Raw genomic sequence first — 17067 nt, 5'->3', positions numbered from 1 at the left:
TCAATGACCTAAGGAGTTCCGTGACTTCCCCCCTCTTCGCCGGCCCGAACGCCGGCCTCGGCGCCGCCGGCGCCACCCGCCGGACGCTGCTCAAGACCGCCGGCAAGGCGACCGCAGTCCTGGCCGCCGCGGCGCTCTCGCTGACAGCCTGCTCTACCGGACCAGTCTCTTCGGCCTCCGACGCCGGCTCGACCGCGTCAGCAAGTGCCCAGTTCCCCGTCACCATCAAGCACGTCTTTGGCGAAACCACCATCAAGGCCCAGCCCAAGCGCGTGGTTACGGTCTCCTGGGTCAACGACGACGTTGCCATCGCCCTGGGCGTGGTTCCGGTGGGTGTGCCGAAGAACGAGTGGGGCGGCAACGACAAGGGCTCCACCCCGTGGAAGGACGCCGCGCTGGAGAAGCTCGGCGCCGGCTTCGGCTCGGCGAAGGCGCCGGCCCAGTTCTCCGAGGCGGACGGCATCAACTTCACCGAAATCGCCAAGCTCAACCCGGACGTCATCCTGGGCGCCTACTCGGGGCTCACGGCTGAGGATTACAAGAAACTCAGCGAAATTGCCCCCGTGGTGGCGCACCCGGAGCTGGCGTACGGCACGTCCTGGCAGGATTCCACGAGCATCATTGGCAAAGCCCTGGGCAAGGAAGCCGAGGCCGCGAAGCTGATCTCCGACACCGAAGCCACCATCAAGGACGAGGTCGCCAAGTACCCGCAGATCGAGGGCAAGTCCTACATTTACGGCAACCTCGAGCCCGCCAAGGGTGACGGCGTCAACGTCTACACGGCTAATGACAACCGGCCGAAGTTCCTCACCGCGATCGGCATGAAGCTGGCTCCCGTGGTGGAGGAGAAGTCGAAGGGCTCCAAGGAGTTCTTTGTCCCGTGGTCCGCCGAGAAGGCCAACGAGCTTGATTCGGACATCTTCGTGACCTGGGTTCCCGATTCCAAGACCGCCGAGTCGATCAAGAGCGATCCGCTGCTGAGCCAGATTCCGGCGATCAAGGGCGGCGCCCTGGTGGCTGACTCGGATAACACGCTGACCCTGTCCATTTCCGCTTCCTCGCCGCTGAGCCTGCCGTGGTCACTGGACACGTTCCTGCCGCAGCTGGCCAAGGCCGCCGACGCGGTCCGGTAGGCAGCACTTCATGACAAACGGCACGACGACGGCGGCCGATTCGCGCGAACTGGCAGCTAACGACGCCAAATCCGGGTCCAAAGGGCATTACCTGCCAGTTCGCGCTCCCCGGAGGGGGAGGGCTCGTGGCCCGCAGGCCGCGTGGCTGCTGGCCGCCGTCGTCGTGCTTGCTGCCGCCTGCGCCGCCTCGCTGGCCGCGGGTGCCCGCGGGCTGTCTCCGGACACCGTATGGCGGGCGCTGACGCACTTCGATCCCGCCAACGGCGACCACGCGGTGGTGCACGCACGCATTCCGCGCACCATCCTCGGGCTGCTCGCTGGCGGTGCGCTGGGCCTCGCCGGGGCAGCCATGCAGGGCGTGGCCCGCAACCCCCTGGCCGATCCCGGCATCATCGGCGTCAACGCGGGCGCCGCGCTGGCCGTGGTCACGGGCATCTACGTCTTCGGCGTCTCCTCGCTGACCGGGTATATCTGGTTCGCGTTCCTGGGCGCTGCGGGCGCCGCCGTCGTGGTTTATCTCATTGCCTCCATGGGCAGGGACGGCGCGACGCCGGTCAAGCTCGCCCTCGCGGGCGCCGCCCTCAGCGCGGGCCTGTACTCATTGATGAACGTCATCCTGGTCTCCAGCCAGGACACCTTGGACCGCTTCCGTTTCTGGCAGGTGGGCGGAATCGCGGGGCGCGACTGGTCCGTGGTGCTGCCCGGCGTGCCGTTCCTCCTGGCCGGCGCACTGATCGTGCTCTCGGCCGGGCGGACCCTCAACGGCCTTGCCCTCGGAGACGACATTGCCCGCGGACTGGGCCAGCGCGTCGGCCTCGCCCGCGGGGTGACAGCGCTGGGCATCGTGCTGCTGTGCGGCTCCGCCACCGCTCTCGCCGGGCCGATCGGGTTCGTGGGGCTGGTTGTCCCGCACGCCGTCCGCGCCCTGACCGGCCCGGACTACCGCTGGATCCTGCCGTTTTCCCTGGTGCTCGCTCCCGCGCTGCTGCTGCTCTCCGATGTGGTGGGCCGCGTTGTGCTGCTTCCCGGCGAGGTGCCGGCGGGCATCATGACCGCCCTCGTAGGTGCTCCCTTTTTCGTCTGGCTGGTCCGCCGCGGCAAGAGGGCAGGCCTGTGAACAAGTCAGACCTCGCCGCCGTCGGGCGCGAACTGGGCGAAAACGCACCCGGCACCGTGCGCGAATCGGCAGATAATGCCCTCAAAACCGCGAACACAGGGCATTATCTGCCGGTTCGCGCTCCGCGGCTGCACAGGCTGCCGGACGCGGTGCTGAACCGGACAGCGGCCCTGGCGCTCGCCGTCGTGCTCCTCTTCGCAGCGGGCGTCCTGCTGGGCAGCTACACGGTGACCATCCCGGACTTCTTCAAGGTCCTCTCCGCCCAGCTCACCGGCGGCGAGAAGATCCCGGGCGCCAGCTTCATCGTGATGGAGGCCAAGCTGCCCCGCGCCGTGATCGGCGCCATGATCGGCGTGGCCTTCGGACTCTCCGGCGGGCTGTTCCAGACCATGCTGCGCAATCCGCTGGCCAGCCCGGACGTGATCGGCATCAGCTACGGGGCCAGCGCCGGCGCTGTCACCGCCATCGTCATTTTCGGCGCCTCCGGGGCCGCTGTTTCCGGGGCGGCGCTGGGCGGCGCGCTAGCGGTGGCCGCGCTGATTTACGGGATCTCCCGCAGCGGCTCCCTCGGCGACGGCAGCGCGGCCGGTAACCGGCTCATCCTGGCGGGCGTCGGCATCGCCGCGGCGCTCCACGCCGTGGTCAACTTCCTTCTGACACGGGCGGATATCCGCACGGCGGCGGATGTCCTCGTCTGGCTCAACGGCTCGCTCAATTCGGCCAGCTGGGACCGCGCCGGCGTGCTCGCCCTGGCGCTGCTGGTCCTCATTCCGGCCGCGGCACTCCTGGCCGGCCCGCTGCGCATCCTCGAACTCGGGGACGACGCCGCCGCAGGGCTGGGAATCCGTGTACGGCGGACCCGGCTGGGTGTGGTGATGACCGCCGTCGCACTTGCCGCGGTGGCGACGGCGGCAGCCGGGCCGGTGGCGTTCGTCGCCTTCCTGGCCGGACCCATCGCGCGCCGCTTCACCGGGAAGGCCAGCCTCCCGGCGTCGGCCTTTGTCGGTGCCTCGATCGTCCTGGCGGCAGACTACTTTGCCGCCAACTTCGCCCCGCTGCTGCTGGACGGCACCGTGCTGCCGGTGGGTGTGATCACCGGTGCGCTGGGCGCCCCGTTCCTGCTGTGGCTGCTGGTCACTTCCAACCGAAAGGATGCCTGACATGGCTGTTCTCAACGCCCGGGACCTCACGCTGCAGTACGATCAGCGTCGCGTCGTGGAGAACCTCACCGCCGAGATTCCGGAGGGCCGCGTGACGATGATCGTCGGGGCCAACGCCTGCGGGAAGTCCACGCTGCTGCGCGGGCTGTCGCGGCTGCTCAAGCCGGCCGGCGGCACGGTCACCCTCGACGGCAAGGACATCCATTCCCGCCCCGCGCGCGAGCTGGCACGCACGCTCGGCCTGCTTCCGCAGCACCCCGCCGCACCGGACGGCATTACGGTCCGCGATCTGGTGGGCCGCGGCCGGTACCCGCACCAGGGCTTCTTCCGCGGCTGGTCGGAGAAGGACGACGCCGCGGTGCAGCGCGCGCTGGAGGCCACCGAAACGCTGGACCTCGCCGGGCGGAACGTCGACGAACTCTCAGGCGGGCAGCGCCAGCGCGTGTGGATTGCCATGGCCCTCGCCCAGGAAACGGAGGTGCTGCTGCTCGATGAGCCCACCACGTACCTGGACCTTGCCCACCAGGTGGAAGTGCTGGACCTGGTCACCGACCTGAACCGTCAGCGCGGCACCACGGTGGCGATGGTGCTGCATGACCTGAACCTCGCGGCGCGGTACGCGGACCATGTCATCGCGCTGGAGGGCGGCCGGATCGTCGCCGAGGGCGCTTCGGCCGCCGTGATCACCGAGGACTTGGTGCGCGACGTGTTCGGACTGGAATGCCGGGTGCTGCCGGACCCCGTCTCCGGCACGCCGCTGATCATTCCGCTCGGGAGGCATCACGCAGCCCCAAAAGCCCCGACCTCAATCCTGGAGATGGCCTCATGAGCACAGCAAAGAACAGCCCTGCCCGCTCGCGGCTGACAGCCGTCCCCGGAAGCTCCGCCCGGGCAGTCGCCGAGAGGCACCCGGTCTCCACGGAGCCCATGACGCTCGCGTTCGGCGTCACGGTGTCCGCCGTGGAGGAACTGAGCCCTAACTTCCGGCGCCTGACGTTCGGCGGCTACGCGCTCCGCGACTTCGGCGTGCACGGGGACACGTTGGACCTGCGGGTCAAACTGATGATCCCCTCATTGGCGCCGGACGGCAGCAGGCTCCCGCTGCCCAGTTTCCGGATGGAGCAAAGCGGCTGGTTCCAGGCGTGGGTGGCCATGGATCCGGCCACGCGCGGCTCTATGCGCACCTACACTGTCCGGCAGGCTCGGCTCGACGCCGTCTATCCGGAGATCGACGTCGACTTCGTGATGCACTTTGACCCGGACGGAAACGGCGGTCCCGCCGCGAACTGGGCACTCAGCGCCAAACCGGGAGACGCCCTGACGCTGATCGGCCCGAACAACCGCGCGGCGCACTGCGTCACGGCCGAAACTTACTCCGGCATCGAGTGGCGGCCCGGCCTGGCGCAGCGCGTGCTCCTGGCCGGCGACGAGACGGCCGTTCCCGCCATCAGCGCCATCCTGGAAAGCTTGCCCGAGTACATGACCGGCCACGTTTTCCTGGAGGTGCCCGAAGCGGGCGACTTCCTTGACCTCCGCACGGCCGCCGACGTCGAAATAACCTGGCTCGCCCGCGGCGCCGCGAGAGGCCGCTCCCGGCCGCACGGGGAGCTCCTCCAGGCCGCGGTCCGCAAGGCCGTCTCCGTCCCGGGCTGGGTGGCCATCAAGGCTGCCGGCGCTGCCGGGCCTGAACCGGACGACGTCGACGTGGACCGGGACATCCTGTGGGAAACGCCGGCCCGCATGGATACGGCCGCGATCAGTGCCACCAAGAATCCGGACAAGCCCGCCGGGGCCATGCCGTTCTATGCGTGGATCGCTGGCGAGGCCGCCGTCATCAAGGACATGCGGCGCTACCTGGTCCGCGACGTCGGGATCGACCGGAAGCAGGTCGCCTTCATGGGGTACTGGCGGCAGGGGAAGGCTGAGCTCTAGGCTTTCTGCGCCGCTGGCGGCGACGCCGCACACTACGGGTGAGGGGCGGCCGTAAGGCGGCCATCCCGCGTGCTCGGTCGCTTGCCCCGCCGTCCCCCTGACCTCGCAAGCTCGGCCAGGGAACCCCGACGGCGGGCCTCTCCCTTAGACGCACGCTTCCGGATGGCCACCTCACGGCCTCTCTTTTTCTGGACGGTCTCGCCGATCCTGTCGCTGGCCGTTAACTCAGCCGTTCCCTGGCGCTCGCTTTGCTTGATTAGGGTGGCCGGGTGGGTGTGTCTCCTTTGCTGCCGGACCGGGGTGGGCGGCGTGTGTTCGTTGCTCTGGGGGATTCCTTTACCGAGGGCGTGGGGGACCCGAGCTCCCGGCTGCCGAACGGGGTGCGCGGATGGGCCGACCGGGTCGCGGAGAAGCTGGCCAAGGCGGAGCCCGGCTGGGAGTACGCCAACCTGGCCATCCGGAGTAAGCGGCTGCGCCACATCGTCGACGAACAGCTCGAACCGGCGCTCGCCATGAAGCCCACGCTCATCACTTTGTACGCCGGCGGAAACGACATCCTGGACTTCGGAACGGACATCAATGTCCTCATGGCCCAGTACGAGGCCCTCGTCGCCAGGTTGGCTGCGACCGGCGCCACGCTGGTTCTGTTCACTGGTTTCGACGTCAAAGTGTCCGCCGTGCTGGAGCCTTTGAAGAAGCGGAACGCCGTGTACAACCAGCGGGTGCGCGACCTTGCGGCCAAATACGGGGCCCTCCTGGTGGACTACTGGTGCTTTGATGCCTTCCACGACGGCCGGATGTGGGACACGGACCGGCTGCACATGTCCAAGGCAGGTCACAAATACCTTGCGGGGCAGGTCCTGGACCACCTCGGCGTGCCGCACAAGATCACCCTCAAGGAGTGGGAGCCGCCGGCCAAAGTGACTCTCCGCGACTGGGAGCGAAGGCAGCGGCGCTGGGTGAACGACTGGGTGGTCCCGCTCTTCGGCAGGAAGCTCCGCGGCGTCACGCTGGGAGACAACCTCAGCCCGCGCTGGCCCAGGCCGGTGAAAGTTCCGCGCAAAGGCGGCCTGAAGAAGCTGATGGACCGGTAGGGCTCCTTCCACTTTGTGGCTTGAATAGTGCCACTGTAAACAACTGTTGACTTGTGTGCAACGTCACAGCTAGTGTTGCGGCACTGACAATCCGTCAATCATCAAGCTTCAAGTCCGCTCAGCGTTGCGGGTACCGTTCGAGGGCGTGAACCGCCGTCGCCGGCAACCCGACGTGACAGCCGGATCCCTGCCCCTGCTCCCTCATCCACGCTCACCTTCTTCCCGCGTGCGCCGAGGGGAGCCACCGCCACGAGAGGCATCACCGCCATGACTGACAGCAATTCCCTCCATTTCGACCGCCGGAAGCTCCTGAAGGCCGCGGCGCTGACGCCGTTCGCCGGCTTGGCCCTGTCCGGCTGTGGCTCAAAGCCCGCCGAAAGTGCGGCAGCCAACAAGACCGTGACGGTCACGTCCTATGGCGGCTCCTACAACGACCAGTTGACGCAGACAATCCTGGATCCCTTCTCCAAGAAGACGGGCATCCAGCCCACGCTGCTGGCCAACACCAGCCTCGCGGCGCTCAAGGCCCAGGTGCAGTCCGGCGACGTGCAGTGGGACCTCGTGGAAATCACGGCACCGGAGTACGAGACGGCCGTCGCCGAGGGCCTGCTGGAAAAGTTCGATTACGACATCATCAGCGACAAGGGCCTCCCCGGCTACGCCAAGGCCGAGTTCGGCATCAAGTACCTCAGCTTTCTGTTTGTCATGGCGTGGGACCAGAAGGTCATTCCGGACGCGCAAGCGCCAAGGGACTGGGCCCAGTTCTTTGACCAGGACAAGTACAACACCAAGCGTTCCGTTTACAACCAGCTCTCCGACAGCTCGGTCCTGGAAGCCGCGCTGCTGGCAGACGGGGTCCCGTTCGACAAGATCTACCCCCTCGACGTGGACCGCGCCCTTCGCGTCCTTGGACACCACCCGGGCAAGGACCGGTTGCTTTACCACGCCGCAAACCAGGAGCCGATCCAGCAGCTCACGTCCGGCGAGGTCTCGCTCTCGACAAGCTTCAACAACCGGATCAACGCCGCCCGCACTGACGGCGCCAAGCTGAACTTCTCGCCTGAAAACGCGGTCCTGGCCGGAGACTACTTTGTGGTGCCAAAGGGGGCCAAGAACAAGGAAGCGGCATTCAAGCTCATGAACTTCATGTCCAACGACGCCGAGGCCGGTGCCGCGTTCGACAAGGTCACCAACCTGACACTGGCCAACACGCCGGCTCTGTCCAAGCTGCCGAAGGAAATCGCGGACACGCTGCCGACGAGCCCGCGGCTGGCCGACAAGATCCTGGTGCGGGACGACAAGTGGTGGTCTGAGAACCTGAAGAAGACCGAGCAGCAGTTCAAGCTGTGGCAGGCAAGCTGATATGACGGCTGCAACTCTCACAGTCCGGCCGCAGGGCCGCCGAGCGCCGGGGGAGGGGAATCCGAGGGTCCGGCGCCGGCTCAGTGGCTGGTGGCTGCTGCTGGCACCGATCATGGTCTTCGACGTGATCCTGTTCCTGACGCCGCTCGGGAAACTCGTGGCCTCAAGCTTCGCCGACAACGCGTACCAGCGGGTGCTCGAGGACCCGCTGGTGCTGCGCTCGCTCGTCAACACCCTGACGATCAGCCTCGCCAGCACGATCGTGACGGTGGTGCTCGGCTACATCATCGCCATGGTCCTGTGGCGTGCCGGGAACGTCGCCCGGGTGATCCTGTTCGCCGTCGTACTCCTGCCCTTCTGGACCGGCATCCTGGTGAAGAACTTCGCCTGGGCGGTGCTGCTCCAGGACAACGGCATCGTCAACGCCTTCCTGCAGGGAATCGGTCTGACCGATGCGCCGATCGAGCTGCTGCACAACCGGTTCGCCGTGATCGTCGGCATGGTGCACTGTCTCCTGCCATACGCGGTGTTCCCGATCTTCTCCTCCCTGACGTCCATCGATGACCGGCTTGGCCTGGCGGCCCGCTCGCTGGGGGCGCCGGAAGGATCGGTCTTCCGGAGGATCACGCTGCCGCTGAGCATGCCCGGCATCTCGGCGGCGGGGCTGCTGGTCTTCATCATCAGCACCGGCTTCTTCATCACTCCCGTGGTGATGGGCGGACCCGGCGACATGATGATCGCCAACCAGATCGACTACTACGCGCGCCAGCTCACGGACTTCTCCGGCGCCGCGGCACTGGCCGTGGTCCTCACGGTGATGGTGAGCATCATGGTGGCCGTGTATCAGCGTGTGCTCAAGGCAGGAGGCCAACATGAAGACCACTAATCCGCAGCACCGGGTGCTGGCGCTGCTATCCGTTCCCGTGTTTCTGTTCCTGGTCATTCCGACGGCGATCGTGGTGCCGGTGGCGCTGAACGACAGCCGCTACATCACCTTTCCGCCGGAAGGATTCTCCCTCGCAGCCGTAGCCGGCTTCTTCGGGGACAAAGCATGGACGTCGGCACTGACGGCCAGCCTGCAATCGGCGGGTATCGCCGTCGTCATCGGTGTGCTCTTGGGCTCCACGGCCGCGATCGGCCTGCACGGGCGGAAATTCCCCGGCCGCTCAGCCGTGATGGGGCTGATCCTCGCGCCGATGATCGTGCCAACGGTGGTGCTGGCCCTGGCGTTTTACCAGTTCTTCATCTCGATCGGGATGGTGGGCAGCATCCTCCCCATCGGCCTGGCGCACGCCGTGATCGCCACCCCGTACGTCTACCTCACTACCCGGGCGGCCCTCGCAGGCCTTAACCCGGCACTCGTGAGGTCGGCGCAAAGCCTTGGTGCCGGCCCGTTGTCAGTACTGCGGCACGTGTACCTCCCGATCATCCTGCCGGGCCTGATCTCGGGCGCCCTGTTTGCGTTCTCGGTCTCCATCGACGAGACCGTGATGTCGCTGTTCATGCAGTCCCCGGGCGCCACCACGCTGCCCGTCAAGATGTTCACGGACATCCAGTTCAACCTGACCCCGAAGATCGCCGTTTCCTCCGCGCTTCTGGTCAGCGTCGCCACCATCGGGCTCCTTCTGCAGGTCATGTTTGTCCTCAGGCGCCGGTCCACCGCACGGATGCTGCCGCTCGCAGTCTCCGCCCAATCGTAAGGAATGCCGATGACCACATCAGTGATCTCCGCAGAATCAATGTCAGGCACCCGGACCGCTTCGCGGGGCGCCATTGAACTCCGCAGCGTCAGCAAGAACTACGGCGACGTCGTGGCCGTGGACCGGCTGGACCTCGTTGTCCAGCCCGGCGAGTTCGTCACCCTGCTCGGGCCCAGCGGGTCCGGCAAAACCACCACCATGATGATGGTTGCCGGCTTCGAGGAGCACAGCGCAGGCTCGGTCCTGATCGACGGCCAGCCGGTGGACACGCTGCCGCCCCGGGAACGCAACCTGGGCGTGGTGTTCCAGAACTACGCACTGTTCCCGCACATGAGCGCACTCGAAAACGTCGAATTTGCACTCCGCATGCGGAAAATCCCCAAGAACGAACGACGCAAACGGGCCGAAGAAGCCCTCGACCGTGTGGGCCTTGGCAAGATGGGAAGCCGCAAGCCCCGCCAGCTCTCCGGCGGGCAGCAGCAGCGCGTCGCGCTGGCCCGCGCGCTGGTCTTCAACCCGGCCGCGCTGCTCCTGGACGAGCCCATGGCCGCACTGGACAAACGGCTCCGGGAACAGATGCAGGAGGAAATCAAGACCCTGCAAAAGAGCCTCGGCATCTCCGTGCTCTTCGTCACCCACGACCAGGACGAGGCCATGGCCATGTCCGACAGGATCGTGGTGATGAAGGACGGGAAGATCGTCCAGTCCGGCCCGCCGGAGGAGGTCTACAACCACCCGCTGACGGACTGGGTGGCCAGCTTCCTCGGCGATACCAACCTCATTCCCTGCACCGTGCTGGAACGCAACGGCACCGAGGCCTTAGTGGACCTCGGCGGGCTGGGCACGGCACGCGTGGCAGACCGCGGAGTCCAGGGCGAAAACTACGCCGTCTCCATCCGGCCGGAGCACCTCAAATTCCGTTCGGCGGGTGAGGGCGGCAACGGCGGCGCGGCAACGCTGGTGTCCTCCACCAACCTGGGAGCCACCGTCCGCCACCGCCTGACCGCAGGCGGCCAGGAGCTCCAGCTGCGCGAACTCAGCCCTGATTCCGCCGGCAGGCCCGCACCCGGCGGCCAGGTATTCGTGGGATGGGACTCCGGACGGGCCCAGCTCCTGGTTCTGGAGTCCTAAGGCGCCCCACCCGGGCCGAACTGGCCCGGTTTTGACCCGCATTCCGCCTGTTGAAGCCCCGGACAGCGCGTCCGGGGCCTCAAAAGTGGGCTAGTTCTGCAGCCCGGGCTCGTCCAGCAGGTTCTCAAAGCCCGGAGCCACCCGGTTCGCGGCGAATTCGATGACCTCGAACTCTGCAACGCCGTTGATGTAGAACGGGTCCTTGGCCAGGGATGCGTCGAGGGTCTCCCGGTCCGTCTTGGAGAGCAGCAGGCCGCCGGTGCGCGGAACCTTCCGGCCGGCGGCCAGGAACACGCCGTCGTCGAAGGCATCCTTCAGCCAGGCCACGTGGGCATCCAGGTGGTAGTCCACGATGTCTTGGGCAACCTTGTAGGTGAGGGAAACTACGTACATGCCCGCCAGCCTACCCTCAGGGCCATCAGGGCAGCCCGCAAACACCGGCGCTCCACCTTGAACTGTCAAGCTTTTTTTCTCCTAGGATGGGGTAATGACGGAACCGCGCTGGCTCAATGCCGATGAACGCCGGGCCTGGCTTGCCCAGCTCAGCATCAACACCATGCTGCCGGCAGCTTTGGACACCCAGCTTCACGCCGCCGGCAAGGTCTCGCTGTTCGACTACAACGTGCTTGCCATGCTCTCCGAGGCGGAGGGCCGCTTCCTGCCGATGAGCGAACTCGCGGCGCGGACCAGCGCCTCCCTCTCCCGTCTCTCTCACGTTGTCACCAAGCTCCAGAACCGGGGCTGGGTGGAGCGCAGGCCCCATCCGGGGGACGCCCGCGTCACCACCGCGCACCTGACCGAGGAAGGCATGACCACGATCGTGGCGCTCGCCCCCGGCCACGTGGAATCCGTGCGTTCGCTGTTCCTCGATGCCCTGAGCGAGCGTGACGTGGCGGACCTGGCCCGCATCGGCGAGAAGATCGTGGCGCGGCTGGACAGCAACCACTGGATCCTCCGCGAGCAGTAAGCTCAGCTCTGCCAGCCGTCTTGGTTGCTCCCGGCAACGGATGGCAGACTTGCCCTATGGATTTCACGGCTCGGTATGTCGCTCTAGGAGACTCGTTCACGGAAGGCGTGGGTGACGACGACCCCACCCGGCCCAACGGAGTCCGGGGCTGGGCCGACCGCGTTGCCGAGCAGCTCGGATCAGCCGACCGCGGCTTCGGGTACGCGAACCTCGCCATCCGCGGCAAGAAGCTCCGCCAGATCATGGCTGAGCAGGTGGACGCGGCCGTCGAGCTCAAACCCACGCTGGTGAGCATCTATGCCGGGGCGAACGACATCCTCCGTCCGAAGGTCGACATCGACAACCTGCTGGTGGACTACGACGCCGCCATCGCCAAACTGACCGCCACCGGCGCCAAGGTGGTCATGTTCACCGGCTTCGACTCCCGGGGGTCGAAGGTTTTCAGCACGACGCGCGGCCGCACCGCCATCTACAACGAACTGGTCCGCGGTATCGCCGGAGACCACGGGGCATTGCTCGTGGACTACTGGCGCTTCAGCGAGTATTACGACTGGGGCATGTGGGCGAAGGACCGGATGCACATGTCCGCCGCGGGCCACGCGAATATGGCCAAGCGCTTCCTGACTGTCCTTGAGCACGACCACTCCATCGAGGTTCCGCCGATGACTCCGGTGCCGGAGCTCGGCAAGGTGGAAGCGATCCGGGCCAACGCCCGCTGGGTGCGGGAGTTCGCCGCCCCGTGGGTAGTGCGGCGCGTCACCGGCAAATCATCCGGCGACAACCTCCAGCCGAGGTACAGCCAGCTCACCCGGCTCTAACGCTCCTCCGCCGGTCCAGCTTGCCCTCTGCCGGTTCAGCGTGCCCTCCGCTGGTCGAGCCTGTCGAGACCTACCGCCGGAATCCGGGCGTCGCGAGGAGGTCCCCGTCCCTGCGGACAGCCAGCACCTCCACGTCCCACAGTGCGGTTGCGCGGTGGAGCATCGGGACGCCGCCGGCCACGATCGCCGTTGCCAGCACGTCGGCTGTGACCACGTCCGCGGCGGCCACGGAAACCTGCCGGAACTCCGAGGCGCCTGCGGCAAGACTCCAGATATGGTCACCGCGTTCCGCTGAACCGGACGTCGCCAGCGCCGCCTTGCCGCCGCCGGACGCCAAACCGCCGGACGCCAAACCGCCGGACGCCAAACCGTCCGGAGCAGACCGCTCCGACACAGCCCCGGCCAGCGGAAAGCCAGCCAGCAGGGTCCGCCGGTCGGCCGGATCGACGATGCCTGCCCGCCAGGGTTCGCCGCTGCCGGGAGCAGGTGAGCCGCTGACCAGCACATCCCCTCCGGCGTTGACGCACCAATCGGCCAGCCCCAGGGCGCGCAGTGAGGTGCCGGCTTCCCTGATCGCATGCCCCTTGATGAGCCCGGAGAGATCCAAGGCTCCGTCCGGGCGTTCCGGCGTGAAGGCGCCCTGGGTCAGGAGCCGCCACCCGGCGGCTTCCTCATACCGCGCCCTCATCCCTGCCGAGGCGTCGCGCAGCACTAGCTCGCCCCGCGCCATCCTGCTGGCCTCCGAATCGGGCCGGTACAGGCTGAACGTCGCGTCCAGTTCGGTGAAAAGGCGTTCGACGACGGCGGTGGCCGCTTCCAGCTCATCCTCCGCCGCCTGGGGTGCCCTATGGGTATCGGCGGGGACGGTCAGGCTGATGACCGTGCCCATGCAGGTGAAGGTGCGGGCCCGCAGACGGTATCTGTTGTCAGAGGTTTGCTGCATCGAGGGCCGCCTGGAGCGAGGTGAGGTAGGCGTCGCTGGTCACGGTGGCGCCGCCCACCGTCTGCACGTTGGCCGACTGGGCCTGGAGCACCTCGCTGCGCAGGATCGGGGCGGCGTAGTTGCTGATCTGCACGGACCTTCCCTCGTGATCCGTGAGTTTCAGGGCGGTGACGTCAGTGATGGCGCCGGCCTTGACCGTAATCTGCACCTGGACCGTACCGAAGCGGGTCTGGACGACGTCGCCGTCGTACGTTCCGCCGGCTTTGCCCGCCGCGCCCGCCGCGCCTGTGGTCCCGGAAGAGCCGGTCCCCGAGGAGCTGGTTCCGGAAGAACCTGAGGCGCCGGACGTGTCCGGCCCGGACGAGGATTCCTCGGCGTTGCCTGTGGACGCGGCGGCCACCACGCTGCGGGTATCGGCCACGTGGACGCCTGATTGCCAGCCGGCCAGGAGGATTCCGGCGGAAGCCAAGGCGGCTGAAACTGCTGCTCTGATTCTCACCAGTCAAACCTTTCGTAATGAAGCTGATCTTCGCGGACGCCCGCCGAACGGGCGGCGCTGAGGACATTCGTTGCCCATCCTGCGGGGCCGCAGACATAGACGTCGGCATCGGCGATGTCCGGGGCGTAGTCGGTCAGGGCGTAGCCGGCCCGATGCCCGGCCACCGGAAGCCAGCTGTCTGGAGCGCCCGGATCCCGGGCGCCTGTGAGGTGAAACAGGGTGGCGCCGCGGCGCCGGCACAGCTCAAGGATTTCGCCGCTGAGGTAGAGCTCGTGGTCGCTGTGTCCGCGGAGCAGGACGGTGGCCTGGCCAGGGGCAAACGGAGTGCGTTCCAGAAGGGCCCGCAGCGGCGTGATGCCGATGCCGGCGCCGATCATGACGACCCGGTCCCTGCTGCGGGCAGCGGAACTAAAGAGTCCGTAGGGGCCTTCGACCGCCACCTTGGTCCCTGGCCTTAGCGCTGCCAGCTGCGCGGTGCCCCTGCCAAGATTCCGCACTGTGATCCGCAGCAGTCCGCGCCCGTCGTTCCCCGGCGTCATCGGCTCGGCCGAGAGGCTGAAGGGATGCGGATGCCACCAGAGGCCGGGGGCCAGGAACCGCCAAATGAAGAACCTGCCGCCGTTGCCCTCCAGTGCCTTCAAGTGCAGTCCGCTCATCTCAATACTGATCACACCCGGGGCTTCGGCCGTCACGCGTTCAACCGTCAGCTGGTGCCGGAAGGTGGCGAGCACCGGCTGCATCACCCGGTAGTAGAGTAGGGCGGCGCCGGTCGCCGCGCAGATGGCAATCCAGTACCAGCGCTGCCATGTCCCCTCCGCGAAGAGTCCGCCCACGCTGAACTGGTGCGGCAGTGCCGTCAGCACGGCCGCGTAGGTGAGCAGGTGCACGACGTACCAGAATTCGTACGGGAAGCGGCGGCGTACTGCCACCAGCGACGTCACCACCACGGCGATGAAGAGCGCCAGGGAGACGAAGGCAAGCCACATGTCCGGCACCAGCACCCAGAGGGCCACTGCCTCGCTGACCGGGTCCAAGCCCTCCGCCATGCCGTAGCCAACAGCTATCAGGATGCCGTGGGCCAGCAGCAGGTACAGGGACGGTTTCCCCAGTTTCCGGTGGAACTCCAGGGCTCGGTCGTGCCCCACCGCGCCATCGATCAGCGGAATCCGGGCGGCCAGCAGGAGCATGAGCAGAACCAGGTCCATGCCGGCCAGCCCGGCAACGATGCCCAGGGCGGTGACGCCGGAGGCTACCGTCGAGACCGCCGCCATGCCGCCGTCGGCCAGCCACAACGAAACGGAGGCAGCCAGTGAGCCCCACGCCGCCACCGTCAGTGCATCGGCGCGGAGGAGGCGGCGCCGGTGCAGGGCCGCAAAGCGGGGCCAGGCCCCCTTGCCGGCGGCCAGTCCGCTGCCGGGGTTTCGCGGATCATCGGTCCCAAGACGGGGAGAGAGCTGTGTGTTCATGACTCAAGATTCCGCCTTGAGGCTTTCATTTTGCTGTGAAAACCCTTCTCCCCGGGTGTGACTTCGCTGCAGGCAGTCCCGACGCCCATGAGGCCGTGCACCGGCCGCCTCGCATACACCCGCTGACGCGTGATTGGCCTTTAATTGGCGCGTCTCGTAGACTTGGTGGGCGCTAGGTGGCGCGGAGCGTGTGCAATTGCTCCGGTTGACGGTGGCTGTTGTCAGTAATGGCAGCTCCGGCGGCCGGTAGTTAGGGGCTCAAGTTGCGTGCATTCCAGTATTTCGCCCAGCATCCCGGCACTTCGCGGTGGCTTCCACTGCCCGGTGCCCGTGGCTCATCGTATTCGCCGCAGCAAGGAATTCCACGGCTTTTCGCCGTGGATTTCAGGCCTGCGGAATTATCGGAAACGCATGTGGCTGGATGCGGACGCCGCCTGCCGCACGGTGACGCAGAACTCTGCCAGCCGTTTCAATTATTTTTCAGAGGAGAGTCGTCATGGCAGCACACTGCCAGGTGACCGGAGCCGAGCCGGGCTTTGGACACAGCATTTCGCACTCGCACCGCCGCAACAAGCGCCGGTTCGACCCGAACATTCAGAAGAAGCGCTACTGGGTTCCGTCCCTGCGCCGCAATGTCACCCTGCAGGTCTCTGCAAAGGGCATTAAGACCATCGACGTACGCGGCATCGACGTAGTCGTCGCCGCCATCCTGGCACGAGGGGTGAAGCTCTAGTGGCTAAGGACAAGGACGTACGTCCGATCATCAAGCTCAAGTCGACCGCGGGCACGGGTTACACCTACGTAACGCGTAAGAACCGTCGTAACGATCCGGACCGCATGGTCCTGAAGAAGTACGACCCCAAGATCCGCAAGCACGTCGAATTCCGAGAGGAGCGCTAAACACATGGCTAAGAAGTCAATGATCGCTAAGAACGAACAGCGTAAAGTCATCGTCGAGCGTTATGCTGCAAAGCGCCTCGAACTGAAGAAGGCTCTGGTTGACCCCAACTCGACCGACGAAGTTCGCGAAGCTGCACGCCTCGGCCTGCAGAAGCTGCCCCGCAACGCCTCACCGGTACGTCTGCGTAACCGCGACATCATCGATGGCCGTCCCCGCGGCACCTTCCAGAAGTTCGGTATCTCCCGTGTTCGCTTCCGCGACATGGCTCACCGCGGTGAGCTCCCGGGCATCACGAAGTCTTCCTGGTAATTCAGCACTGCTGATTCCAGCTGCTTGAGAAGGGCCGGCAACCGTATGGTTGCCGGCCCTTCTTTGCGTTAACGCCGCGTCGGCGCCGCGCCGGTCTGTGGGTGACGCACCACACAAAGCGGAATTACGACGCCGGCACCCGGCTTTTCGCCCGGACCGCACCATTTTTCCGCGGAATCACGCGGATCCCGGCCCCGCGGGAGGCGTGTTTGGGTGGGTTTGCGGTGGGGGTGGGGTGGGTGTATTGTTTTCTAAGTCGCCGCGAGGGGGCCAGCGAGGAGCTGGTGTCCGGAGGCGGCCAAATCCCTTTCTTGAACAGCCTGTGAATGGTTCGCTTGTTTGGCGTGCCGGGAGCGGGTGGGGCTGGTTTTGTTTGTTGGTGTGGGTCCTGGAACATGGATTTGCGTCGGGGGCTGAAACCGGGTAAGTTTGAAAAGTTGCTCCGGAGCGATCCACGGCTGTTTGGTTGTGGTGGTGCCGGGTGTGTCTGTTGTTTGAGAACTCAATAGTGTGCCAAGTTTGTTGATACCGGTTT

At 66.5% G+C, this 17067-nt stretch carries 20 protein-coding genes; 15 read left to right on the top strand and 5 right to left on the bottom strand.

Features of this window, described 5'->3' with window-relative positions; genetic code table 11:
- Positions 1–20: 20 nt before the first annotated feature.
- From ABFP37_RS20210 to ABFP37_RS20165, 10 genes are all read left to right on the top strand, one after another.
- A complete protein-coding gene (locus tag ABFP37_RS20210) occupies positions 21–1133 on the top strand; it encodes an iron-siderophore ABC transporter substrate-binding protein (protein WP_347034719.1) in 1113 nt (370 codons plus the stop codon).
- 10 nt (positions 1134–1143) lie between these two features.
- Positions 1144–2250 (top strand): iron ABC transporter permease, encoded by a 1107-nt coding sequence (locus ABFP37_RS20205; RefSeq protein WP_347034718.1) that lies wholly within the window; start codon positions 1144–1146, stop codon positions 2248–2250.
- Positions 2247–3410: an iron ABC transporter permease gene (locus ABFP37_RS20200; protein ID WP_347034717.1), complete on the top strand. Its 1164-nt coding sequence runs from the start codon at positions 2247–2249 to the stop codon at positions 3408–3410. Before ABFP37_RS20205 ends, ABFP37_RS20200 begins: the two co-directional genes overlap by 4 nt.
- Before the next feature lies 1 nt (position 3411).
- Positions 3412–4239: an ABC transporter ATP-binding protein gene (locus ABFP37_RS20195; protein WP_347034716.1), complete on the top strand. Its 828-nt coding sequence runs from the start codon at positions 3412–3414 to the stop codon at positions 4237–4239.
- A complete protein-coding gene (locus ABFP37_RS20190; protein WP_347034715.1) occupies positions 4236–5342 on the top strand; it encodes a siderophore-interacting protein in 1107 nt (368 codons plus the stop codon). Before ABFP37_RS20195 ends, ABFP37_RS20190 begins: the two co-directional genes overlap by 4 nt.
- A 311-nt stretch (positions 5343–5653) precedes the next feature.
- Complete coding sequence (locus ABFP37_RS20185) at positions 5654–6436, top strand: SGNH/GDSL hydrolase family protein (protein ID WP_347034714.1); 783 nt, start codon at positions 5654–5656, stop codon at positions 6434–6436.
- 267 nt (positions 6437–6703) lie between these two features.
- Positions 6704–7798, top strand: coding sequence for an extracellular solute-binding protein (locus ABFP37_RS20180; RefSeq protein ID WP_347034713.1), 1095 nt, complete (start codon positions 6704–6706; stop codon positions 7796–7798).
- A gap of 1 nt (position 7799) precedes the next feature.
- Positions 7800–8684 (top strand): ABC transporter permease, encoded by an 885-nt coding sequence (locus ABFP37_RS20175; RefSeq protein ID WP_078026314.1) that lies wholly within the window; start codon positions 7800–7802, stop codon positions 8682–8684.
- Positions 8671–9498, top strand: coding sequence for an ABC transporter permease (locus tag ABFP37_RS20170; protein ID WP_078026313.1), 828 nt, complete (start codon positions 8671–8673; stop codon positions 9496–9498). Before ABFP37_RS20175 ends, ABFP37_RS20170 begins: the two co-directional genes overlap by 14 nt.
- Before the next feature lie 9 nt (positions 9499–9507).
- Positions 9508–10629, top strand: coding sequence for an ABC transporter ATP-binding protein (locus ABFP37_RS20165; RefSeq protein WP_078026312.1), 1122 nt, complete (start codon positions 9508–9510; stop codon positions 10627–10629).
- 90 nt (positions 10630–10719) lie between these two features.
- On the opposite strand, the gene ABFP37_RS20160 is transcribed toward ABFP37_RS20165, so the two are convergent.
- A complete protein-coding gene (locus tag ABFP37_RS20160) occupies positions 10720–11022 on the bottom strand; it encodes a YciI family protein (protein ID WP_078026311.1) in 303 nt (100 codons plus the stop codon).
- A 94-nt stretch (positions 11023–11116) separates the two neighbouring features.
- On the opposite strand from ABFP37_RS20160, the gene ABFP37_RS20155 reads away from it, so the two are divergent.
- Both ABFP37_RS20155 and ABFP37_RS20150 read left to right on the top strand, forming a co-directional pair.
- Positions 11117–11596, top strand: coding sequence for a MarR family transcriptional regulator (locus ABFP37_RS20155; protein WP_078026310.1), 480 nt, complete (start codon positions 11117–11119; stop codon positions 11594–11596).
- Between the two features lie 56 nt (positions 11597–11652).
- Entirely contained in the window at positions 11653–12414 is a 762-nt protein-coding gene (locus ABFP37_RS20150; protein ID WP_347034712.1) for an SGNH/GDSL hydrolase family protein, read from the top strand.
- Positions 12415–12484: 70 nt separating this feature from the next.
- On the opposite strand, the gene ABFP37_RS20145 is transcribed toward ABFP37_RS20150, so the two are convergent.
- Genes ABFP37_RS20145 through ABFP37_RS20135 form a run of 3 tightly spaced genes read right to left on the bottom strand, consistent with a single transcriptional unit; the run spans position 12485 to position 15322 of the window.
- Positions 12485–13357, bottom strand: coding sequence for an FAD:protein FMN transferase (locus ABFP37_RS20145; protein ID WP_347034711.1), 873 nt, complete (start codon positions 13355–13357; stop codon positions 12485–12487).
- Positions 13341–13856 carry an FMN-binding protein gene (locus tag ABFP37_RS20140; RefSeq protein ID WP_347034710.1) on the bottom strand — a complete coding sequence of 172 codons (516 nt, stop codon included), beginning with the start codon at positions 13854–13856 and terminating at the stop codon, positions 13341–13343. Before ABFP37_RS20140 ends, ABFP37_RS20145 begins: the two co-directional genes overlap by 17 nt.
- Positions 13853–15322 (bottom strand): ferredoxin reductase family protein, encoded by a 1470-nt coding sequence (locus ABFP37_RS20135; protein ID WP_347034709.1) that lies wholly within the window; start codon positions 15320–15322, stop codon positions 13853–13855. The genes ABFP37_RS20140 and ABFP37_RS20135 overlap by 4 nt, the downstream gene beginning before the upstream one ends.
- A 496-nt stretch (positions 15323–15818) precedes the next feature.
- Between ABFP37_RS20135 and rpmB the strand changes: the two genes are divergently transcribed.
- The 3 genes from rpmB to rpsN are packed head-to-tail and all read left to right on the top strand — an operon-like array spanning position 15819 to position 16532.
- A complete protein-coding gene (gene rpmB, locus ABFP37_RS20130; protein WP_050687447.1) occupies positions 15819–16055 on the top strand; it encodes a 50S ribosomal protein L28 in 237 nt (78 codons plus the stop codon).
- A complete protein-coding gene (rpmG, locus tag ABFP37_RS20125) occupies positions 16055–16222 on the top strand; it encodes a 50S ribosomal protein L33 (RefSeq protein ID WP_078026306.1) in 168 nt (55 codons plus the stop codon). The genes rpmB and rpmG overlap by 1 nt, the downstream gene beginning before the upstream one ends.
- A 4-nt stretch (positions 16223–16226) precedes the next feature.
- On the top strand, positions 16227–16532 hold the full coding sequence (gene rpsN, locus ABFP37_RS20120) for a 30S ribosomal protein S14 (RefSeq protein ID WP_026266887.1): 306 nt from the start codon (positions 16227–16229) through the stop codon (positions 16530–16532).
- Positions 16533–16783: 251 nt separating this feature from the next.
- Here rpsN and ABFP37_RS20115 read toward each other — a convergent pair.
- Positions 16784–17067: hypothetical protein (locus tag ABFP37_RS20115; protein ID WP_347034708.1), on the bottom strand; the 284-nt coding region annotated here is incomplete at its 5' end.

Source organism: Burkholderia sp. RS01 (assembly GCF_039748055.1).
Classification (GTDB): domain Bacteria; phylum Actinomycetota; class Actinomycetes; order Actinomycetales; family Micrococcaceae; genus Arthrobacter.
Note: the sequence above shows the minus strand (reverse complement) of the source record. Positions and strands in the feature narration are given on the sequence as shown.